This is a genomic window from Saprospira grandis DSM 2844 (genome assembly GCF_000275825.1).
GTDB classification, from domain to species: domain Bacteria; phylum Bacteroidota; class Bacteroidia; order Chitinophagales; family Saprospiraceae; genus Saprospira; species Saprospira grandis_A.
The window spans coordinates 1,015,197-1,032,838 of the sequence record NZ_JH719942.1; the positions used below are offsets into that span (position 1 = coordinate 1,015,197).

General features: G+C 47.9%; 13 protein-coding genes. 12 read left to right on the top strand and 1 reads right to left on the bottom strand.

The annotated features are described in order from the left end of the window. The first annotated feature begins 1 nt into the window (after nucleotide 1). From SAPGRDRAFT_RS04740 to SAPGRDRAFT_RS04800, 12 genes are all read left to right on the top strand, one after another. A complete protein-coding gene (locus SAPGRDRAFT_RS04740; protein ID WP_002657605.1) occupies nucleotides 2–880 on the top strand; it encodes a DUF58 domain-containing protein in 879 nt (292 codons plus the stop codon). A 400-nt stretch (nucleotides 881–1,280) separates the two neighbouring features. Then, complete coding sequence (locus SAPGRDRAFT_RS04745; RefSeq protein WP_156001831.1) at nucleotides 1,281–2,201, top strand: hypothetical protein; 921 nt, start codon at nucleotides 1,281–1,283, stop codon at nucleotides 2,199–2,201. 8 nt (nucleotides 2,202–2,209) lie between these two features. After that, nucleotides 2,210–3,211, top strand: a complete 1,002-nt coding sequence (locus SAPGRDRAFT_RS04750; protein ID WP_002657609.1) for a vWA domain-containing protein — start codon at nucleotides 2,210–2,212, stop codon at nucleotides 3,209–3,211. A 9-nt stretch (nucleotides 3,212–3,220) separates the two neighbouring features. After that, a complete protein-coding gene (locus SAPGRDRAFT_RS04755) occupies nucleotides 3,221–4,231 on the top strand; it encodes a vWA domain-containing protein (protein ID WP_002657612.1) in 1,011 nt (336 codons plus the stop codon). A 3-nt stretch (nucleotides 4,232–4,234) separates the two neighbouring features. After that, nucleotides 4,235–4,852, top strand: a complete 618-nt coding sequence (locus tag SAPGRDRAFT_RS04760) for a tetratricopeptide repeat protein (protein WP_002657613.1) — start codon at nucleotides 4,235–4,237, stop codon at nucleotides 4,850–4,852. Nucleotides 4,853–4,932: 80 nt separating this feature from the next. Further along, nucleotides 4,933–5,655, top strand: a complete 723-nt coding sequence (locus SAPGRDRAFT_RS04765) for a BatD family protein (RefSeq protein WP_002657615.1) — start codon at nucleotides 4,933–4,935, stop codon at nucleotides 5,653–5,655. 222 nt (nucleotides 5,656–5,877) lie between these two features. Then, nucleotides 5,878–7,629 carry a BatD family protein gene (locus SAPGRDRAFT_RS04770; protein ID WP_002657616.1) on the top strand — a complete coding sequence of 584 codons (1,752 nt, stop codon included), beginning with the start codon at nucleotides 5,878–5,880 and terminating at the stop codon, nucleotides 7,627–7,629. Further along, on the top strand, nucleotides 7,629–8,393 hold the full coding sequence (locus tag SAPGRDRAFT_RS04775; RefSeq protein WP_002657617.1) for a hypothetical protein: 765 nt from the start codon (nucleotides 7,629–7,631) through the stop codon (nucleotides 8,391–8,393). Before SAPGRDRAFT_RS04770 ends, SAPGRDRAFT_RS04775 begins: the two co-directional genes overlap by 1 nt. Nucleotides 8,394–8,669: 276 nt before the next feature. Further along, entirely contained in the window at nucleotides 8,670–9,398 is a 729-nt protein-coding gene (locus tag SAPGRDRAFT_RS04780; protein ID WP_002657619.1) for a DUF4197 domain-containing protein, read from the top strand. A gap of 126 nt (nucleotides 9,399–9,524) precedes the next feature. Next, on the top strand, nucleotides 9,525–11,426 hold the full coding sequence (locus tag SAPGRDRAFT_RS04785) for a T9SS type A sorting domain-containing protein (protein WP_002657621.1): 1,902 nt from the start codon (nucleotides 9,525–9,527) through the stop codon (nucleotides 11,424–11,426). Between the two features lie 223 nt (nucleotides 11,427–11,649). After that, on the top strand, nucleotides 11,650–12,366 hold the full coding sequence (gene bshB1, locus SAPGRDRAFT_RS04795; protein ID WP_002657623.1) for a bacillithiol biosynthesis deacetylase BshB1: 717 nt from the start codon (nucleotides 11,650–11,652) through the stop codon (nucleotides 12,364–12,366). 161 nt (nucleotides 12,367–12,527) lie between these two features. Further along, nucleotides 12,528–15,056 carry a hypothetical protein gene (locus SAPGRDRAFT_RS04800; RefSeq protein ID WP_002657625.1) on the top strand — a complete coding sequence of 843 codons (2,529 nt, stop codon included), beginning with the start codon at nucleotides 12,528–12,530 and terminating at the stop codon, nucleotides 15,054–15,056. A 246-nt stretch (nucleotides 15,057–15,302) separates the two neighbouring features. Here SAPGRDRAFT_RS04800 and SAPGRDRAFT_RS04805 read toward each other — a convergent pair whose 3' ends face one another. Next, nucleotides 15,303–17,135, bottom strand: coding sequence for a S9 family peptidase (locus tag SAPGRDRAFT_RS04805; protein WP_002657627.1), 1,833 nt, complete (start codon nucleotides 17,133–17,135; stop codon nucleotides 15,303–15,305). Nucleotides 17,136–17,642: the final 507 nt, after the last annotated feature.

Genomic DNA, 17,642 nt, shown 5'->3' on the forward strand with positions numbered 1-17,642 from the left:
GATGAGCCAGCAAGTTCGAGATTTAATCAAGAAAGTGCGCAAAATCGACTTAAGGACCAGAGGCCTCTCTGCCATGGCCTTTTCGGGCAGTTACAAAACCCACTTTAAGGGTAGAGGAATGTCCTTTAGCGAGCTGCGCAGCTACCAATATGGAGATGATATCCGAAACATTGATTGGAATGTGACGGCCCGCACAGGTACGCCCTATATTAAGGTCTTTGAGGAAGAACGAGAGCAGAATTTTATGCTTTTGGTAGATGTGAGTGCCTCCACCAATTTTGGGAGCCACGATATCAATAAACGAGAGTTTATGGCCGAGCTGGGCGCCACTTTGGCCCTAGCCGCTATCCGCAACAACGATAAGGTGGGCGTCATCTTTTTTTCGGATAAAATTGAGCAGTATTTGCCGCCCAAAAAGGGGCGAAACCATGGTTTGCGGATTATTAGGGAGCTGCTCCAATGCCAGTCAGAAAGTCCGCATACAGACATAGACCAAGCCCTGCGCTACCTCACCGGCCTGATTCGCAAGCGCTGCACCGCTTTTCTTTTATCCGATTTTTTGGACCCCAATTATGGCCGCTATCTCAAGGTGGCCGCTAGCCGCCACGATTTGGTCGGCCTACAGGTCTATGACCCCCGAGAGGTAGAATTGCCCAATTTGGGCCTTTTGCCTATCCGCGATGCCGAAACCGGCAGTTGGCGTTGGATAGACAGCGCTTCTGCTAGCGTTCGTCAGGCCTATAAAGCTCGTTTTGAGCAACAAACCGCCAGCTTTAAGGAGCAATTTGGAAAACTAGGGCTCGACTCCTTGAGTTTGTGCAGCGATCAGCCTTTTGTGGGCGCTTTGCGGCAGTTTTTCCAGGAACGTCCGGCCTTATAAATGATTAGAAACTACCATGATGCACCGCCTCCTTTTGTGGATTCCTTATATATTTTGTTGTTTTTATTCTATGCTAAATAGGATTTGGGGCCTCCTGCCTTTGGCAGGCGCTATGTCCGGCAGCTCGCAAGTCTGCTCGGCCCTGCGGCCCTACGGGCCTAGGTCTGCGGCTGCGCCGCACTGCCTACCAGCGCTAGGCCCTGCCCGCCCTCGGCCCAATAGCGTCCTACAGGCGGCGATAGCCGCCGCAGGCCTAGGGATGGAAAGCGGTGGCCGCAGGCCAGACCGAGGCGGCTTTGCCGCCGAAGGGCCGAGCGAAGAGCGAGCCGCGACACAGCCCGCCGCCAAGGCCGCAGGCCTGCAGCGGAGGCCCCAACTCCTGCTGATTATTCTTGCCTTTTTGCTGCCGGTACTGGCTTCGGCCCAAGCCAATATTCAGTTTTTGGTGGATAGTACAGAGCTGTTGATTGGGGACCAATTGACGGCTAGGATGCGGCTAGAAAGCCAAGAGGATGTGCTGGTCCGCCTGCCTAATCCTGCGGTATATTGGAGTAATGAGGCGCTAGAAGTGATTCGACTTTCGGATCAGTTGGAAGAAAGTAGCCCTGATGGGCTGAATAGTTTTGAGAAAAAGGTCACTTTTACCTTTTGGGATACGGGCCATTATCAGTTGCCTGATTTGCCTATTTTGTATCAGAAAGATGGGAAAATAGATAGTCTTTGGTTGGAAGTGCCCATAATTCGGGTAAAGTTTCCGCCGGGTATTCGGGGCGATTCTAGTTATGTTGCGCCGATTAAGGACATAATGGATGAGCCGCAGAATTTTATAGAAAAGCTGCTAGAATGGTTCTTCTTTTATCTGCCGATCATTGCGGTAGTTTTTCTCATTTTGTTTGCTGCTGTCTTGGGCTTTTTGGCCTATTTGCTCTATAAAAAAGCGCAGGCTAGAAGAACCTACAAAACGCCTGAAGAGCGGGCGCGTATAGCCCTAAAAAAGCTATTGGCCAAGGGCTATTTGGAGCGAGAAGAATGGGCGGAATTTCATACGGGCATCAGTTGGATTATCCGGAGTTATTTGCGGCTTCGTTTTAGAGTTCGGGCCTTAGAGGCCACAAGCAGTCAGTTATTGGATCGGCTAAACTATGAGCAACTAGAGCAGAGTTTACTCTTAGAATTGAGAGAAGTACTAGAAACTGCGGATTTGGTTAAATATGCCAAGGCTTCGCCTTTGCCTGCGGCCAATGATTTTTCTTTGAAATTTATTCATAAAATGTTGGAATATGTAGAGCGGCAGGAAGCCCTCCGCAATAGTTCAAATTAAGCAAAAGCATGTCCGGTCTTTCATCTATTATATTTGCACAAGCTTGGGTCTTGCTTCTTTTGCCCTTACTGCCTTTGTTTTGGTATTGGCGGAAGCGGAGTTCCTATTATGCTGACTTAGAGTTATCTTCTACGGCGGGTTTGGGTTCGGCGCAGAGTTGGCGAAGTCGTTTGCGGCCTATATTGCCTTGGTTGCAGCTTTTGGTTTTGGGGAGTTTGATTTTGGCCTTGGCACGTCCGCAAAAGGTCTTGGTCAAGGAAAACATCAAGGCGGATGGCATTGACATTGTGGTGGCCTTAGATGTATCGAGTAGTATGTTGGCTCGGGACTTTAAGGAAGACCGTTTGGATGCTTCTAAGCGGGTGGTGCAGAGCTTTGTTGATCAGCGGCCCTACGATCGTTTGGGCCTAGTGCTTTTTGCGGGCCGCAGCTATACGCAATGTCCGTTAACGACAGATCATAGCATGCTCAAGCAGCTCATTAGCCGGGTAGAATGTGGCTTAATTGATGAGGGGACCGCCATTGGGATGGGCTTGGCCAATGCGGTTCGGCGTTTACAGAAGAGCCAGGTTAAAAGCAAAGTCATTATCTTATTGACCGATGGGGTAAATAACTCGGGGCGGATTCCGCCTTTGGTGGCTGTAGAAGCGGCCAAAAAGCTGGGGATAAAGGTCTATACGATTGGTGTAGGGACCAGAGGGCGGGCCTTGGCGCCCATTTACCGCAAGGCCAATGGCAGCTTTGTGTTTAGCCCCACCGAGGTAGAAATTGACGAAAAGCTTTTGCAGCAGATTGCCGAAAGCACCAGTGGGCTTTATTTTCGGGCCACAGATGAAAAAAGCCTAGAGAAAATTTATGCTCAGATTGACAAATTGGAGCGCTCAAAAATTGAGAAAGAAACCTTTGTTCGTCATCGGGAACTGTATCAGTACTTTCTATTTTTAGCCCTGAGTTTACTGCTCCTCCATCTTATTCTTCAACAAACGGTATTGCGTAGCATCGTCCAATAGTCTTTTATTATGCAGTTTGAATCACCCAGTTTGCTGGCCCTACTAGTCTGCATTCCCCTAATTATTATATTATTTATTAGGGCGCAGCGGCTCAATGCCCAAATTCGAGCTCGTTTTGGCAGTTGGACAGCCTTTCAGCGGATGATCCCTGCTTTTGCTCCTGGCCGCAACAAGCTCAAGTTTGTGCTTTCTACCTTGGCTCTTTCGCTAATGATTTTGGCTTGGGCCAATCCGAGGATGGGCAGTCGTAGCCGCAAAGTAGAGCGTGCTGGGGTAGATGTTTATCTGGCCCTTGATTTATCGAGGAGTATGTGGGCCAAAGATGTGCAGCCTAGGGGTATGGATCGTTTGGAGAAGGCCCGTTTATTTAGTTTAGATTTGCTTCAGGGTTTGGCCAATAATCGGGTGGGGCTTATCTTCTTTGCGGGAGAGGCTTTTTTGCAAATGCCGCTTACTTTGGACCATAGTTCGGCCCAGGTATTTCTTTACAATGGCTTAGAAGAAGTAGAGCTTATTCAAGGGAGTACGCCCGAGAAAGTCTTGGAGCTGGTCCAAAAATCAGAAATACAGCCAGATGGCAAGCAGCATCAAAAAGCGGTTATTTTTGTTAGTGATGGAGAAGAACACAATCCTAAAACCTTAGAAGCGGCCAAAGCCGCCCGCAAAAATGGCGTATTTAGTTATACGATTAGTGTGGGCTCTAGCCAAGGGGCCAAAATTCCTCTGCAAAGAGAAAATGAACTGGGTTTTCATAGAGATAAGCGAGGAGAAGAAGTAGTGACCGCTACCAACAAAAAGATGTTGGCCGAATTGGCCAAGGTAGGAGGTGGCCGCGCCTTTGATATTGACCAAGGGAAAAATATCTTGCCCGCCTTGCTCAAAGACTTTAAGAAATTGGAGCAACAAGAGTTTGATGAATTGCAATATGACGATTTTGACAGCTACTATCAGTATTTGTTGGCCCCTGCCCTGTTCCTGCTCCTCTTTGAGTTTTTTCTGGCCTACCGCAAAAAATCATAAGCGATGAGAGTAATTATTTTTCTGCTTTTTGCGCTCCCTTTGGGGCTATTGGCCCAAGAACCTTCTCGGAAGAACTTGATTGAAGGCAATAAGCACTATCGGTTGGGCGAAAAAGAAAAAGCAGGGCAAAGTTATCAGAAAGCCCTGCAAACCGATGAAAACAACAGCAAAGCCTGGTACAATCTGGGCAATGTCTTTTATCAGGCAGAAAATTATGAAGAGGCAGAACAACACTATAAAGAAGCCCTTCAGAAAGCAGACAACCCCGAGCTAGAAGCTCGGGCCTACCATAACCTAGGAAACATCTACGCCAAAGAGAAAAAACTCAAAGAGGCTGTAGAAGCCTATAAGAATGCCCTGCGTATTCGGCCCAAAGATGTAGAAACCAAGCATAACTTGGCCCAGGTTCTCCGAACAATTAAGCAGCAGCAACCGCCGCCCCCTAAACCCAAGAATGACAATAAAAAGGAGGAGGAACAACAAGAACCTCCGCCCTCCGATGAAATGTCTAAGGATGAAGTAGAACGCATGATGGACATGATTGAGGAGGAAGATAAAGAGACTCAAAAGAAAAAGAAGAAGCTTCCTAAAAATCGCCAAAATCCAGAAAAAGACTGGTAAGCAAATTGTATTTATAATGAGCGGAAGGAAGCAGGGCTTCCTTCCACCTTTTATTCTTCATTTTTAAATTCAACTGCATTATGAAAACGCTTTTTAGTACTTTGATGGGACTCTTTTTTGCGCTTGGCCTAGGGGCCCAGTCGCCCACTATCTCACTAGAGGTTCCTTATGATACCGTAGGAACTCAAGATGTTTTTCAATTGCACTACCATATTGAGCATGCAGAGCAAGTAGAGTTCAAACAGCCCGATTTTATTGACTTTGAGGTAGTGGGGACCGCTAGCAACAGCCAAACCTCTATTATTAATGGGCAAAAGACTAGCAAAAAAACCTATAGCTTTAGCCTAAAGCCACGTTATGCGGGTTATTTGGCCCTACCTGCGGCTACGGCCTATATTGATGGGCAGAACTATAGCAGCCCCAATGGGTCTGTCTTTGTGGTAGAAGGAGCACTAAGAGGCAACAGCAAAGGAAATATTTTTGGCAATTCTCCCTTTTCTAATGACTCGCCTTTTGGCCAAGGCTTTAATATGCAACCCGATAATTTCAACTTTGATATGGAAGGCTTTGACGATTTGAGCGATGGCCGCATACAAGAACTAATGCAAAAACAAGAGGAACTCATGCAACGTTATTTGCAAAACCCCGATTCTCTGCTCAAACAACTAGATCCACAACTTAGAAATATGGACCAAGAATTTGAGGAGCTTTTTCGCCAAATGGAAGACCAGTTTCCCGGTTTGCTTGGACCAGATGCCCCCAAAAAGAAACAACCCAAAGAGCAAAAAACCTATCGGCTTTAAGGAAAGCAGCCAAGCGCAACTTGGCCTAGCGATGTGGAAGGGTGGCCGAAGGCCAGACCGAGGCAGCAAAGCTGCCGAAGGGCCGAGCAGACCTGCGAGCCCTGAAACGACAACAAGGCCGTTAGGCCGCAGTTCGACGACCGAAGGGAGTAACCGCCTGCCGAAGGCAGGAGGCCCCAAATAAATAGATAAGTCAACAACTACCAGATTAAAACTACCGTTTTGAAAAGCTACCAGCTAAGTCTACTTCTCCTTAGTTTTTGGGCCATGAGCAGCAGCTTGTTGGCCCAAAAAATCGCTTTTGTAGCCGACTGCAACGCCTCTAAGGTGGTGCTAGGCAATGCCTTCAGACTCTCTTTTCGTTTAGAAAATGCCGAAATTAAGAAGATTCGATTTCCAGATTTTGAAGCCCAAGGCTTTCAAATTGTGGAGGGGCCTGTCAATGAGAGCCGATACACCAATATTAACGGCAACCGCTATACCTTTGAGGCCTATACCTTTAGTTTGGCCCCCAATAATGAGGGCAACTATACGATTGGTCCCGCAGAAGTGACCACCTATGGCGGTAAGGTCCTGAAGACCATGCCCGTTAAGATTAAGTGCGTGGCCCCAAGTACTAGCAATGTACAAAGCCTAAATGACCACAACCTGCCCCCAGAATTGGCCGGAAAAGTGCTTTTTCGCCTCGAATGTGAACATAAAGAAGCCGTGGTGGGCGAACAAATTCGGCTCAATTATAAGGTCTATACCCAAATTGACATTTCTAATATTGAGCTGGTCAAGGAACCCGAATTTCCTAAAATGTATACCAAAGAATATCGCTTCTTTGACAAAGATCCTCGGGTAGAGGTTATCAATGGCCAACAATATGCCACGAAAATCATCTACTCCATGGGCGTTTTTCCGAGCAAAAATGGCGAACTGACCATTCCCCCCGCCGAAATCTTAATTAGTGTGGGCCGACAAGATCCCCGCAACCCTTTTGCCAGCCGCAGCCTCAAACAATACCCCCTGCTCAGCCTGCCCAAAACAATTCCCGTTCGCTCGCTTTCTGGCCAAGATAAAGATTATACGGGGGCCGTGGGCGAATACGAGATGGAGCTCTATCTGGAAAAAGATGAAATTACAACCGATGAAGCCCTAGAACTGGTGATGCGTATTCGGGGCCTAGGCGATATTAAACCCATCACGGCTCCTCCCCTCCATTTTAAGGAGGGCAGCTTCAAGATTTTGGAGGTTGAGCAAAAAGAAGATATCCGAGAAGGCGGCCAAGGCATTGGCGGCGAAAAAACCTTTAGCTATAAAATTGACCCGCAAGAAGTGGGTAATTTGAGCTTGCAAGCCAGCTTTGTCTACTTTGATGTACGCGACCGAAAAATGCTCCGCATAGATAGCAGTCTAGCAATTAAGGTAACACAAGGCAAACGCATCCTGAACCAAGAGGTAGCCGAAAAAGCCGTAGATAGCAGCCAGGTACTAAGCATGCAAGCCGCCCTAAAATCAGCTAGTTGGCGGCCAATACCCCAGCCATTTTTTGGTACTTATCGCTTTTATCTGCTCAGTTTATTGCCCCTTTTGGCCTTTGGCGGAGGCTACTTGCTCCTTTTGGGCCAAAAGAAAAGCCAAGCGCTCAAAGAAAAACAAGCCCTAAAAAATGCCCCTTACCGACATGCGCAGGAGCAACTTCAACTAGCCAAAACAGCCCTAAAAACAGATACTGTAGGCGATTTCTATCGGGCCATTGAAGAGGCCCTAAAAGGCTATATCGGCCTGCAAATGGATATCCCTTTAGCAGAACGAAGCAAAGAACGCCTGCAAGCGCTTTTGCCCGAAAAAGAAGCGCAGGAACTAGGCGAAATCCTTGAGCATTGCGAACAAGCCCTCTTTGCTGGCCAATCTCCCCATAAAACCATGGAAGAACAACTCAAACATAGCCAAAAGCTTATTAAACAACTCGAAAAACGCCTCGCCTAATGCTACGCCTTTTTAGCCTCATTTTGCTCCTCGCCGTAGCAGCCCCAAGCTGGGCCCAACTGCCCGACAGCTTGGCCAAACAGTTTGCTATTGGCTATGCCCATTATGAAAAAGGAGATTACGAAAAAGCCCTTTCTGCATACCAAAAAGCAGCCTTGACAGGCTATTGCTCTGCCGAATTGCAAAATAATTTGGGGCTGACCTACGAAAAATTAGGCCAATATGGCCCCGCCGTCCTCGCCTTTGAACGCGCCCTCTTTTGCCAACCCCAATTTGCCGCCGCTCAAGACAACCTTAAGGCCATTTCCAGCAAATTAAGCCGTCCCAAAGCTCAAGAAAAAGCCGGTTTTATCTTCCAAACCTGGGACAATATGGCCGCTGGCCTCGGTAGCCATTTCTGGGCCTATAGCTTCCTGTTTTTCCTCTTTTTGGCCGCCGGTAGCCTCGCCTATTTTCTCTTTTTTTCAAAAAAACAAGGCAAAACTTGGCTGCTCATCCCCCTCAGCCTGCTGCTCGCTTTCTTTAGCTTTATGCTCAGCCGAAGAGCCAATTACCTGCAATTTAATCGCCAATGGGCCGTCGTCATGAGCCCAGAAGCCGCCATCCTAGACCAACCCTCTATCCAAGGCAAAGAAGTAGAACTGGTCGGCAGCGGAAATAAAGCCCTAATTCTAGAAGAAAAAGAAGATTGGTATTATGTTCGCTTGCCCAATGCCGTACAAGGCTGGATATCGGCCAAATTACTAGAAAAAGTACGCTCCTAATTTGGGGCCTCCGCTGAATATAATGTGGCGGCGGTTACTCCCTTCAGTCGTCGAACTGTGCCCTAAAGGGCTTGTTGTCGTTCTGGGGCTCGCTGATTTTTTTGGGGCCTCCGCAGCAAAGCTGCGGCGCTACGTTCCGGGGCTCGCTATTCGCTCGGCCCTGCGGCAGCAAAGCTGCCTCGGTCTGGCCTTCGGCCACCCCTACACATCGCTAGGCCTGCGGCGCTCCGCGCCTGCATAACGCAAAATATAAGACCTCTTAAAATACTTATTATCATGAAAAACATCTTTTCTCTAAGCCTCATGGCTGTCCTCATTCTCTTTAGCTTTAGTAGCTGCGATAGCCTACAATCTGCCATAGATGAGGCCTCAAAACTCAATGGCGGAACCGCCGCCCTTACCCAAGCCCAAATTGGCGAAGGACTCAAGCAAGCCCTCAAGCAAGGGGTCAGCAAAGGAGCCAGCCAACTGGCCGCCCGAGATGGGTTTTTTAAAAATCCTTCGGTCAAAATCCTCTTTCCCGATGAAGCCAAACAAGTAGAAAGCCGCCTCCGTGCCCTTGGCGCTGGCAACCTTGTCGATGATGCCATCGAAAAACTAAACCGCTCGGCAGAAGATGCCTCCAAATCAGCTAAAGACATCTTTGTTAAAGCCATTACCCAAATGACTATCCAAGATGCTACCAATATCCTGATGGGCAACAAAGATGCTTGTACTAGCTACCTCAAAAAAACCACCTCCACCCAATTGTACCAAAGCTTTCAGCCTGTGATCAAAAATTCATTGAATAAAACAGGCGCCCTAACCGCCTGGAATAATGTGATCACTCGCTACAATAAAATTCCACTGGTCCAAAAAGTAAACCCCGATCTAGATGATCATGTCACCAACAAAGCTATGGATGGCCTATTCCAAATGGTCGAAAAAGAAGAGGCAAATATTCGCAGCAATCCAGTATCTCGCGCTACCGACCTTATGAAAAAAGTCTTTGCCAAACAAGATTAGTAGCCTTTTTAAGTAGTACTTACGTTAGTAAAAAGAGAAGTCAGTTGATCCTCAACTGACTTCTTTTTTTGTTACTTTTGAGCCCCTCAGACCAAAACAGTCTACCCTAGCCTAAAAATATAATTTATGTTTTATCGCACACTTTTATACCTTTTGCTCTGCTGCCTAAGCAGCCCCGCACTCTTTGCCCAAGGCGTACAGCTAATCCCACTAGAAGAAAATTTGGCCCTCAAAAAAAGAAGCCAACTCAAAAATAATCAGGTCTGCCCCAACCTCCAACTGAGCCTCCCCTTCTTCGAGGATTTTGCCAATAACCCCAATGGCATTTACCCCGATTGTAGCCGCTGGCAAGATAATCAAGCTTATATCAATGATCAGTTTGGCTATTTGCCGCCCAGCTTAGGCGTAGCCACCCTAGACGGTTTGGACCAAACTGGCGCCCCCTATGATGCCAATGCTAGCGTCTCTATCCCCGAAGCCGCAGATACCCTCACTTCTCAAGCTATAGATTTAAGCAATCGCAACCTAAGCGACCAAATTGTCTTGAGCTACTTCTACCAGCCCCAAGGCTGGGGCGACCGCCCCGAAGAAGGCGACTCCCTGCTGCTAGAGTTTTTGGACCAAAACGGCAACTGGCAAGCCGTCCGCGCCCATGCTGGGGTGCCTAGCTCCATCTCTACTACCGACCTCATTGATTTTGAAGAAGAATTGGTGGTCCTCGAAACTGACTTTTTTCACGCCAATTTTCAATTCAGATTTAGAAACCTAGCTACTATTACCGGAAGTAACGACCACTGGAATATTGATTATATTTATCTAGATGCCAACCGAGATACTAGCCAAGCTAGCAATTATGCCGATGTCAGCTTTCGGATGCAGCCAAAATCTCCTTTGGCCCCCTATACCGCAGTTCCTTGGCGACATTTTGATAATACACTTTGGTCCGACTCTATTGTGATGCAGTGCTTTAACCATAATGGCCTATCGGGTACCCTAGACCGCAGATACCAAGTTTATGATAGCGCACAAACAGGCTTTCTATTACTCAATAGCCAAGTGCCCGCCACCACCTATGCCCCTAGCCCCAATCCAGATGATGACTACCGAGACCTCAGCCTAAATGCCTTTTCTCCCTTTTTGCCTAGCCAAACCACAGAACTCATCAGCCGCTATATTATTGAAAACCCTAGCGATTTTCAATCTGCAGCCCGCTATCAGGCCAATGATACCGCCTACCTAAAAACCCAACTCTCCAACTATTTTGCTTATGATGATGCCTCGGCAGAAATGCGCATTATTGTCCAAGGAATTGGCACCCAACTGGCCGTGGCTTTTCAGGCCCAAATAGATGACACCCTCAGAGGCATCTATTTTCATTTGCCCTATTTTACCAACCGAGATGCAGAACTCGACTTTATCAATGTTAAGGTTTGGGAAGATTCTGCTGGAGTTCCTGGTCAAGAACTCTTTTCTAAGGATATCTATAAATTGAGTTATGTAGAGGGCTTTAATGGCTTTCATTATATGCCCCTCAGTGATTTTACCGATAGCCTAACGCCTATTGCAATAGCCGCCGGTAGCCGCTTTCATATTGGCTGGCAACAGGCCTCTAGTACGCCAGTTCCAGTAGGTTTTGACCGTAATAACAGCGATGCCGAAGCCTTTACGCATGTCAAAGTAGGCGGAAATGCCTGGCAGGAGCTAGCCCTAGGCGGCGCCGTGATGATTCGGCCAGTGCTTAGCCCCTCGGCTAATCCGGTGATTGTGTCTAGTACAACAACATTGGCCCCAAAAACAACATTAGACTGGAAGGTATTTCCCAACCCACTAGCAGAAGTTTTGGTGATAGAAGGACTAGAAGAACGGCCCAATGCAAAGCTCCAGCTCTATAATAGTTTGGGCCAATTGGTGGGCCAAAGTCCCGCCCAAAGCCGCTGGCCCCTTCCTCAACTCCCCAGCGGAATCTATTATCTATCGGTTTGGGAAAATGGCCAATGCCTAGGCAGTAAAAAGCTATTACAACCCTAAATTGCTATTAAAGCGCTGCGGGGCGGCTTGGCCGCCTTGGCCGAAGGCCAAATGGCCCAGCGCTGCGGCGGGGTGGCCGAAGGCCAGACCAAAGGCGAAACGAAGTGGAGCCTGAAGGGCCGAGCAGACCTGCGAGCCCCAAAGCATAGCGGCGGCCGCCCCACCATAAAGGGCGGCCGCGGGCCCCAAAATACCCTAAAAAGAACTACATAAAACATCTAAAATGAAAGTTGACATTCTTGCCATTGGCGCACATCCCGACGATATTGAAATTTCTTGCTCCGGCACCCTTTTGCACCATATTTCACTGGGGCATAAAGTAGGGCTGTTGGACCTCACCGCTGGAGAATTGGGCAGCCGAGGCAGTGCCGAAATTCGCCTGCAAGAAGCTCATGCCGCCTCTCAACTGATGGGCGCCAGCTTTAGAGCCAACCTTGGCCTAGCCGATGGATTTTTTGAGCACAACCAAAATAGTATTCTGGAAATTGTGCAGATGATCCGATTGGCCCAGCCCCGAGTCGTTTTGGCCAACTCTATCCATGACCGCCACCCCGACCATGGCCGAGCCGCTAAACTCATTGCCGATGCCTGCTTTTATGCCGGTTTGCGCCGAATTGAGACCCAATGGGAAGGCCAAGCACAAAATGCCTGGCGACCAGAAGTCGTCTACCACTACATCCAAGATTATAACCTAAAATCCGATTTTGTTTTTGATATTAGCCCCTATATGGACAAAAAAATGGAGCTGATTCAAGCCTTTAAATCACAATTCTATGACCCCAATTCTAGCGAGCCCCAAACACCCATTTCTTCCGCAGAATTTTTAGAGTTTATTCGAGCAAAAAATGCTACCTACGGCCGACCCGCTGGCTTTCATTATGCCGAAGCCTTTACCGTAAACCGCAGCATTGGAGTAGATAATCTGTTTTCGATTAAATAGATTTTTTGTCCTGCAAAAGCCGCAAGCCTCATCCGCTTGCGGCTTTTTTTATTTTTTTTCTTAGCCTTGGAACTTATCTCAAGCGCTTAGAGTTCTGCTGCTGTCTACACTTAGTTTAGATATTAAACTAAGTCCATGTTTAACCTCAAAATCATTTCATTATGGGAGACAGCCGCGAACGCGATTTAGTCCTCGCCCCCAACGAGTACGCCTTTATTTCTGACCAAACCAAGGGAAATGTCATTACTTATGTAGGGCCTTATAAAACTAGTATGGCCAATACTGACAAGCCCGTTTTTTTCAATAAAAAGACAAAAGTCTTTGACATTTGTGATTTGGACGGTTCTATTCAGACCTTTTGCACGGCCCCAGAAGGCTGGTATATTATCCTAAAAAATCCTGCAACTGATAATAAACCGCCCCAGATTGGGACCTCCAACCAGCTTTCTTCTTTGCAAATTGGGCGCAAGGTAAATTTACCTGGTCCCAACTTTTTTGCCCTTTGGCCCGGCCAAATGGCCGAAGTGTTAGAGGGCCATCATCTGCGCTCCAATGAGTACTTGCTGGTCCGTGTCTATGAAGAGGAACAAGCCCGCGCCAATTGGGACAATGCCGTAATTACGCCTCAACATAGCCAGCCCGAAGGACTAGAAGAAGAGCAACAAAGCAAGGATAGCATTGATGCCAACCGCCTCAGTATGGGCCAATTGCATGTGATTAAAGGGACCAATGTGTCCTTTTATATTCCCCCCACAGGAATTGAAGTGCTCCGAGACAAAAAGGGAAATTATGTCCGCTCAGCCGTTACTTTAGAGCGCCTAGAGTACTGTATTTTGCTCGATGAAGATGGCAATAAACGCTATATTCAAGGACCCGATGTCGTCTTTCCTCGCCCTACCGAACGCTTTATTGAGAAAAATGGCAGCCGCAAGTTTAAGGCCATTGAACTAGATGAAAATAGCGGGATTTATGTTAAAATCATTGCCCCTTATACCGAAAATGGCCAAAGCTATAAGGTGGGCGATGAGCTCTTTATTACGGGCCGAGAACAAATGATTTATTTTCCCCGCCCAGAACAAGCCCTGATCAAATATGGCGAACAGGAAATCTATCAAGCAGTGGCTATTCCCCCCGGCGAGGGCCGCTATGTCTTAAACAGAAAGAGCGGAAAAATTAGCCTGCAAAAAGGACCCGCCATGTTTTTGGCCGACCCCAGAGAGGAGATGATTTTACGCCGTATCCTTAGCCCCAAACAGGTAGAACTTTGGTTCCCTGGCAATCAAGAGGCCCTGCAATATAACCTCCAACTGCAAGAGCTCTCTAAACAACAGCAGGCCCGCCTGCGCAAAGCCTCCAAAAAGCGGAACAAACTCAATTTGCCGCCCATGGCCAAACAACAACAGGCCCTGATTGATATGGATTTCTCGGAGGAAAATGAAGATGGCGAAAGCGTCTATGAAGGTATCGTCAGCAATTCTTTTTCTAGAAACCGACAACCCCAAAACAACAATAGCCTGGTCCTCGATAGTAAGTATGAAGGTGCCGTTACTATTGATGCCTGGACCGGCTATGCCGTGCTCATTACAAGCAAGTTGGGAGAACGTAAGGTTATTGTTGGGCCCAATACTTACCTACTCGATTATGATGAGGTCCTACAGGGCATCGAGCTCTCTACGGGCACCCCAAAATCTGATGCAAACCTAATGCGAACGGTCTATCTGCGCATCCTCAATAATAAGGTGTCTGATTTGCTGCGGGTAGAAACTGCCGATTTTTGCGAACTGGATATCCACCTCTCTTATCGGGTCAATTTTACGGGCAATCCCGAAAAATGGTTCGATGTGGAAAATTATGTCAAGTTCCTCACCGACCACCTCCGATCGGTCCTCCGAAATGCCATTAAGCAATATAATTTGGCCGATTTTTATGCCGAAGGGATTGCCGAATTGCGCAATATCGTTCTAGGTAGCCGACCCGAAGGCGAAGAGCAGGATGGCCGCCGCCCAGGCCGCCTATTTACCGAAAATGGCATGCACATTTATGAGCTGGAGGTCCTCGATATTAAGATCTTAGATGAGGAAATCCAAGAGCTGCTTTTTACTAGCAAACACCAAGATATTCGCAGCCAGCTAGAGCTAGACAATAAGCGAAAGGAGTTGCTCTATAGCCAAGAAGCCGAAGAAATGGCCCAGAAAATTGCCGCTAGCCGCTCTAAAACGAAGCAGTTTGCCCTTGAGCTCCAAGAGGCAGAAGAAAAACAGGCCCAAATGCTCAAGTTGGCCAGCCAAGCGGCCCGCATTGATCTAGAACGCCAAGAACTTACAGCCCAAATGGAGATGCAAGAAAAGGCCCTCCATATTGCCCGACTACAACGCCAAGATGAGGAAGAAACTGGCTTGCTCCAACTCGAACTCAAGAAGGGCGCCCTCGAACAACGCCTCAAAGAATTGGAGGGCGAGGTGCAGGCGGTGGTCCAAAAAGCCGAAGCCGTTAGCCCCAACCTGATCGCAGCCCTACAAGCCTTTGGCGACAAAGCCCTGGCCGAAAAAATGGCCGAAAGTATGGCCCCGCTATCTATTATTGGCGGAAAAAGTATTGTCGAGGTCTTTGGCAATCTGCTGGCCGGAAGCCCCCTCTCCTATCTGCTAGATAAAAAAGGAGAAACTCAGGATCCCGGTTTAGAGGAGTAGGTTTTGGGGCCTCCTGCTTGCGGCAGGCGCTACGTTTCGGGGCTCGCAGGTCTGCTCGGCCCTTCGCCAGCAAGCTGGCTCGGTCTGGCCTTCGGCCACCCCTCCACATCGCTAGGCCAGTTCTGCGGCCCAAGGCCGCAGTTGGGCCGAGCCCCTTAGGCCAACCCCTTTTATTGGCCCTATAATAAGCAAAGCGCCCCGCTGCCAATGGCAGCGGGGCGCTTTTTTTGGCCCAAAAGTCAGGCCCTAATCCTTAGCTAAATGCTTGGCCAAAAAGCGTTGCATCCGCCCATAAAACTCAAAGCGGTTTTCCTCATTTCGGAAGCCATGGCCCTCGTTTTCCTTAAGGATGTACTCTACCTCTACTCCTCTTGCCTGCAAGGCCGCCACCATTTGGTCCGATTCGGCCTGATTGACCCGAGGATCTTTGGCCCCCTGCGCAATCAATAAAGGCGCCTTGATTTTATCTACATGAAAAACAGGAGAACTGGCCCGCATCCGAATACTATCGGCCTCATTGCTGGGGTCACCCACCATTTCATGTAGCATTTTGCGGTAGGGCTCCCAATAAGGCGGAATGGTCTCCATAAACGTAAAGAGATTAGATACCCCCACATAATCTATAGCACAGGCATATTTCTCTGGACTAAACGTAATCCCCGCCAAACTACAATAGCCCCCATAACTTCCGCCATAAATGGCTACTCGCTCAGGGTCGGCAATGCCTTCCCGAATCAACCAATCTACTCCATCACTGACATCATCTTGCATCTTGAGGCCCCACTCCTTAAAAGAGGCTTCCCAGAATTTGCGGCCATAGCCCGTACTTCCTCTAAAATTGACCTGCAAAACGGCATAGCCTCTATTGGCCAAAAACTGCACCTCGGGGTTAAAGGTCCAGACATCTCTGGCCCATGGCCCTCCATGTGGATTAACCACCACTGGCAAGTTCTTGGCCGCCTTGCCCTTGGGCAAGGTCAAATAACCATGAATCTGCCAGCCATCTCGGCTGCGATAGCTGATGGGCTGCATTTCCGCCAATTGATTGGCCGGTAGCCAAGGACTCACCTCCGCTATTTTGCGCAGCTCTTTTTGGTCCAAATCATAGAAATAATAAGCCCCCAAAGAACGATCGCTATAAGTGCGGACAATAAACTTATTTTCGTCTTCATTGGTGCTGCTCAATACAATCTCCAAATCCGGCAAAAGGCTTTCTAGATGCTTATAAATGGCCGCCACCTGAGAGTCCAGAAAATGATACTCTCGCTTCCAACTAATATAGGAAATGGTGCTAAGGGCCTTACGCTTACGCGAATAAGACATATAAGAAACATTGACCTCGGGGTGCTCAAAAATGAGTGTTGTCTCCTTAGCCGTTTTTAGGTCAAACTTGACCACTGCCGTTTTATCTCGGCCCAAATCAGAGAGGGCGTAGATTTCCTCCTTACCTTCAAAATCAAAGTAAAGCGGGTAGAGTGTTTCCTTAAAAGAAGTATTGAGGACCAAGCGAAAACTATCTTGTTCACTCTTCCGATAGAGCAAACTACTATTTACCCCATCGGTAGCAATAGCTAGGCGGAGCCGCCCCTGATGGTCCGTTTTCCAGCTTGTGATATTTCCTGGGTTTTCGGCCAAGAGTTCTAGCTCCGCCGTTTGGATATTGAGGCGGTAGGGGTCAAAGACTTGAGGGTTGCGTTTATTCATCCCAATAATGAGATGTTGTTCATTGCTGCGGAGGTCATCAATAATTTCTACCCGAACATTATCGAAGGGCGTAAGGTCTATTTCCTCTTGGCCCGCTCGGTCTACTGAAAAGAGATGAAAATTTTCATCTCCGCCCTGATCTCGCACATAAACCAAGCGCTCATTATTGGCCCAAAAGAAGCCAGAAAGATCGCGGTCGGTCACCTTGGTGAGGCGCAAAGGGGCTTGCTCTTGAGCGACATCTTGAACAAAGATATTTTTGCGGTTTTCATAAGGGGCCAAGTAGGCCATATATTTCCCATTTGGAGATAGCTTATAGGCACTACTAGCGGGATTACGGAAAAAGTCTTCTAAGGGAATTAAGTTCTTTTGCATATCAACGTCCTTTTCTGGGGCTGGATTTTTAAACAGGCAACTACTACCTAGCATTAGCAGCAGTAGGCTAAGTATTTTGATTGAATAGCTATTCATTGGTCTTCATTGAGTAAAGCAGTTAGTTTTGCGAGGCTTAGCTATTCTAATGTAGAATTTAGGATTGGTATATTGCAGTTCTTTAGACTAAAAAAAGATTTCTCTAGACTTAAGCCCGCTCTTTTTTGGTCCATTTTGCGGTGGACAGGCGGCGAAGCCGCCGCAGGCAATAGCCAGATTTAAACGCACTCACTTTTATAGTTTGCAGCAATTTCCCGCTAGTCGGCCCTGTTTTTCTCGGCCATAGCGAAGGCTATGCCCTTAAAAAATAGCTGGCCTAGCAGAAAATTCATAGCAAACTATGGCCAAAGCAGCGCGATTAAATCTGGCTGAGGGATGGATAGTGGTGGCCCAAAGGGCCAGACCGAAGCGCTTTAGCGCTGAAGGGCCGAGCAGACCTGCGAGCCACGA

Bases quoted from the DNA above. Each gene is read 5' to 3' on its own strand.
- SAPGRDRAFT_RS04740 (WP_002657605.1), top strand. From the start codon at position 2: ATGAGCCAGCAAGTTCGAGATTTAATCAAGAAAGTGCGCAAAATCGAC.
- SAPGRDRAFT_RS04750 (WP_002657609.1), top strand. From the start codon at position 2,210: ATGTCCGGTCTTTCATCTATTATATTTGCACAAGCTTGGGTCTTGCTT.
- SAPGRDRAFT_RS04755 (WP_002657612.1), top strand. From the start codon at position 3,221: ATGCAGTTTGAATCACCCAGTTTGCTGGCCCTACTAGTCTGCATTCCC.
- SAPGRDRAFT_RS04760 (WP_002657613.1), top strand. From the start codon at position 4,235: ATGAGAGTAATTATTTTTCTGCTTTTTGCGCTCCCTTTGGGGCTATTG.
- SAPGRDRAFT_RS04765 (WP_002657615.1), top strand. From the start codon at position 4,933: ATGAAAACGCTTTTTAGTACTTTGATGGGACTCTTTTTTGCGCTTGGC.
- SAPGRDRAFT_RS04775 (WP_002657617.1), top strand. From the start codon at position 7,629: ATGCTACGCCTTTTTAGCCTCATTTTGCTCCTCGCCGTAGCAGCCCCA.
- SAPGRDRAFT_RS04780 (WP_002657619.1), top strand. From the start codon at position 8,670: ATGAAAAACATCTTTTCTCTAAGCCTCATGGCTGTCCTCATTCTCTTT.
- SAPGRDRAFT_RS04785 (WP_002657621.1), top strand. From the start codon at position 9,525: ATGTTTTATCGCACACTTTTATACCTTTTGCTCTGCTGCCTAAGCAGC.
- bshB1 (WP_002657623.1), top strand. From the start codon at position 11,650: ATGAAAGTTGACATTCTTGCCATTGGCGCACATCCCGACGATATTGAA.
- SAPGRDRAFT_RS04800 (WP_002657625.1), top strand. From the start codon at position 12,528: ATGGGAGACAGCCGCGAACGCGATTTAGTCCTCGCCCCCAACGAGTAC.
- SAPGRDRAFT_RS04805 (WP_002657627.1), bottom strand. From the start codon at position 17,135: ATGCAAAAGAACTTAATTCCCTTAGAAGACTTTTTCCGTAATCCCGCT.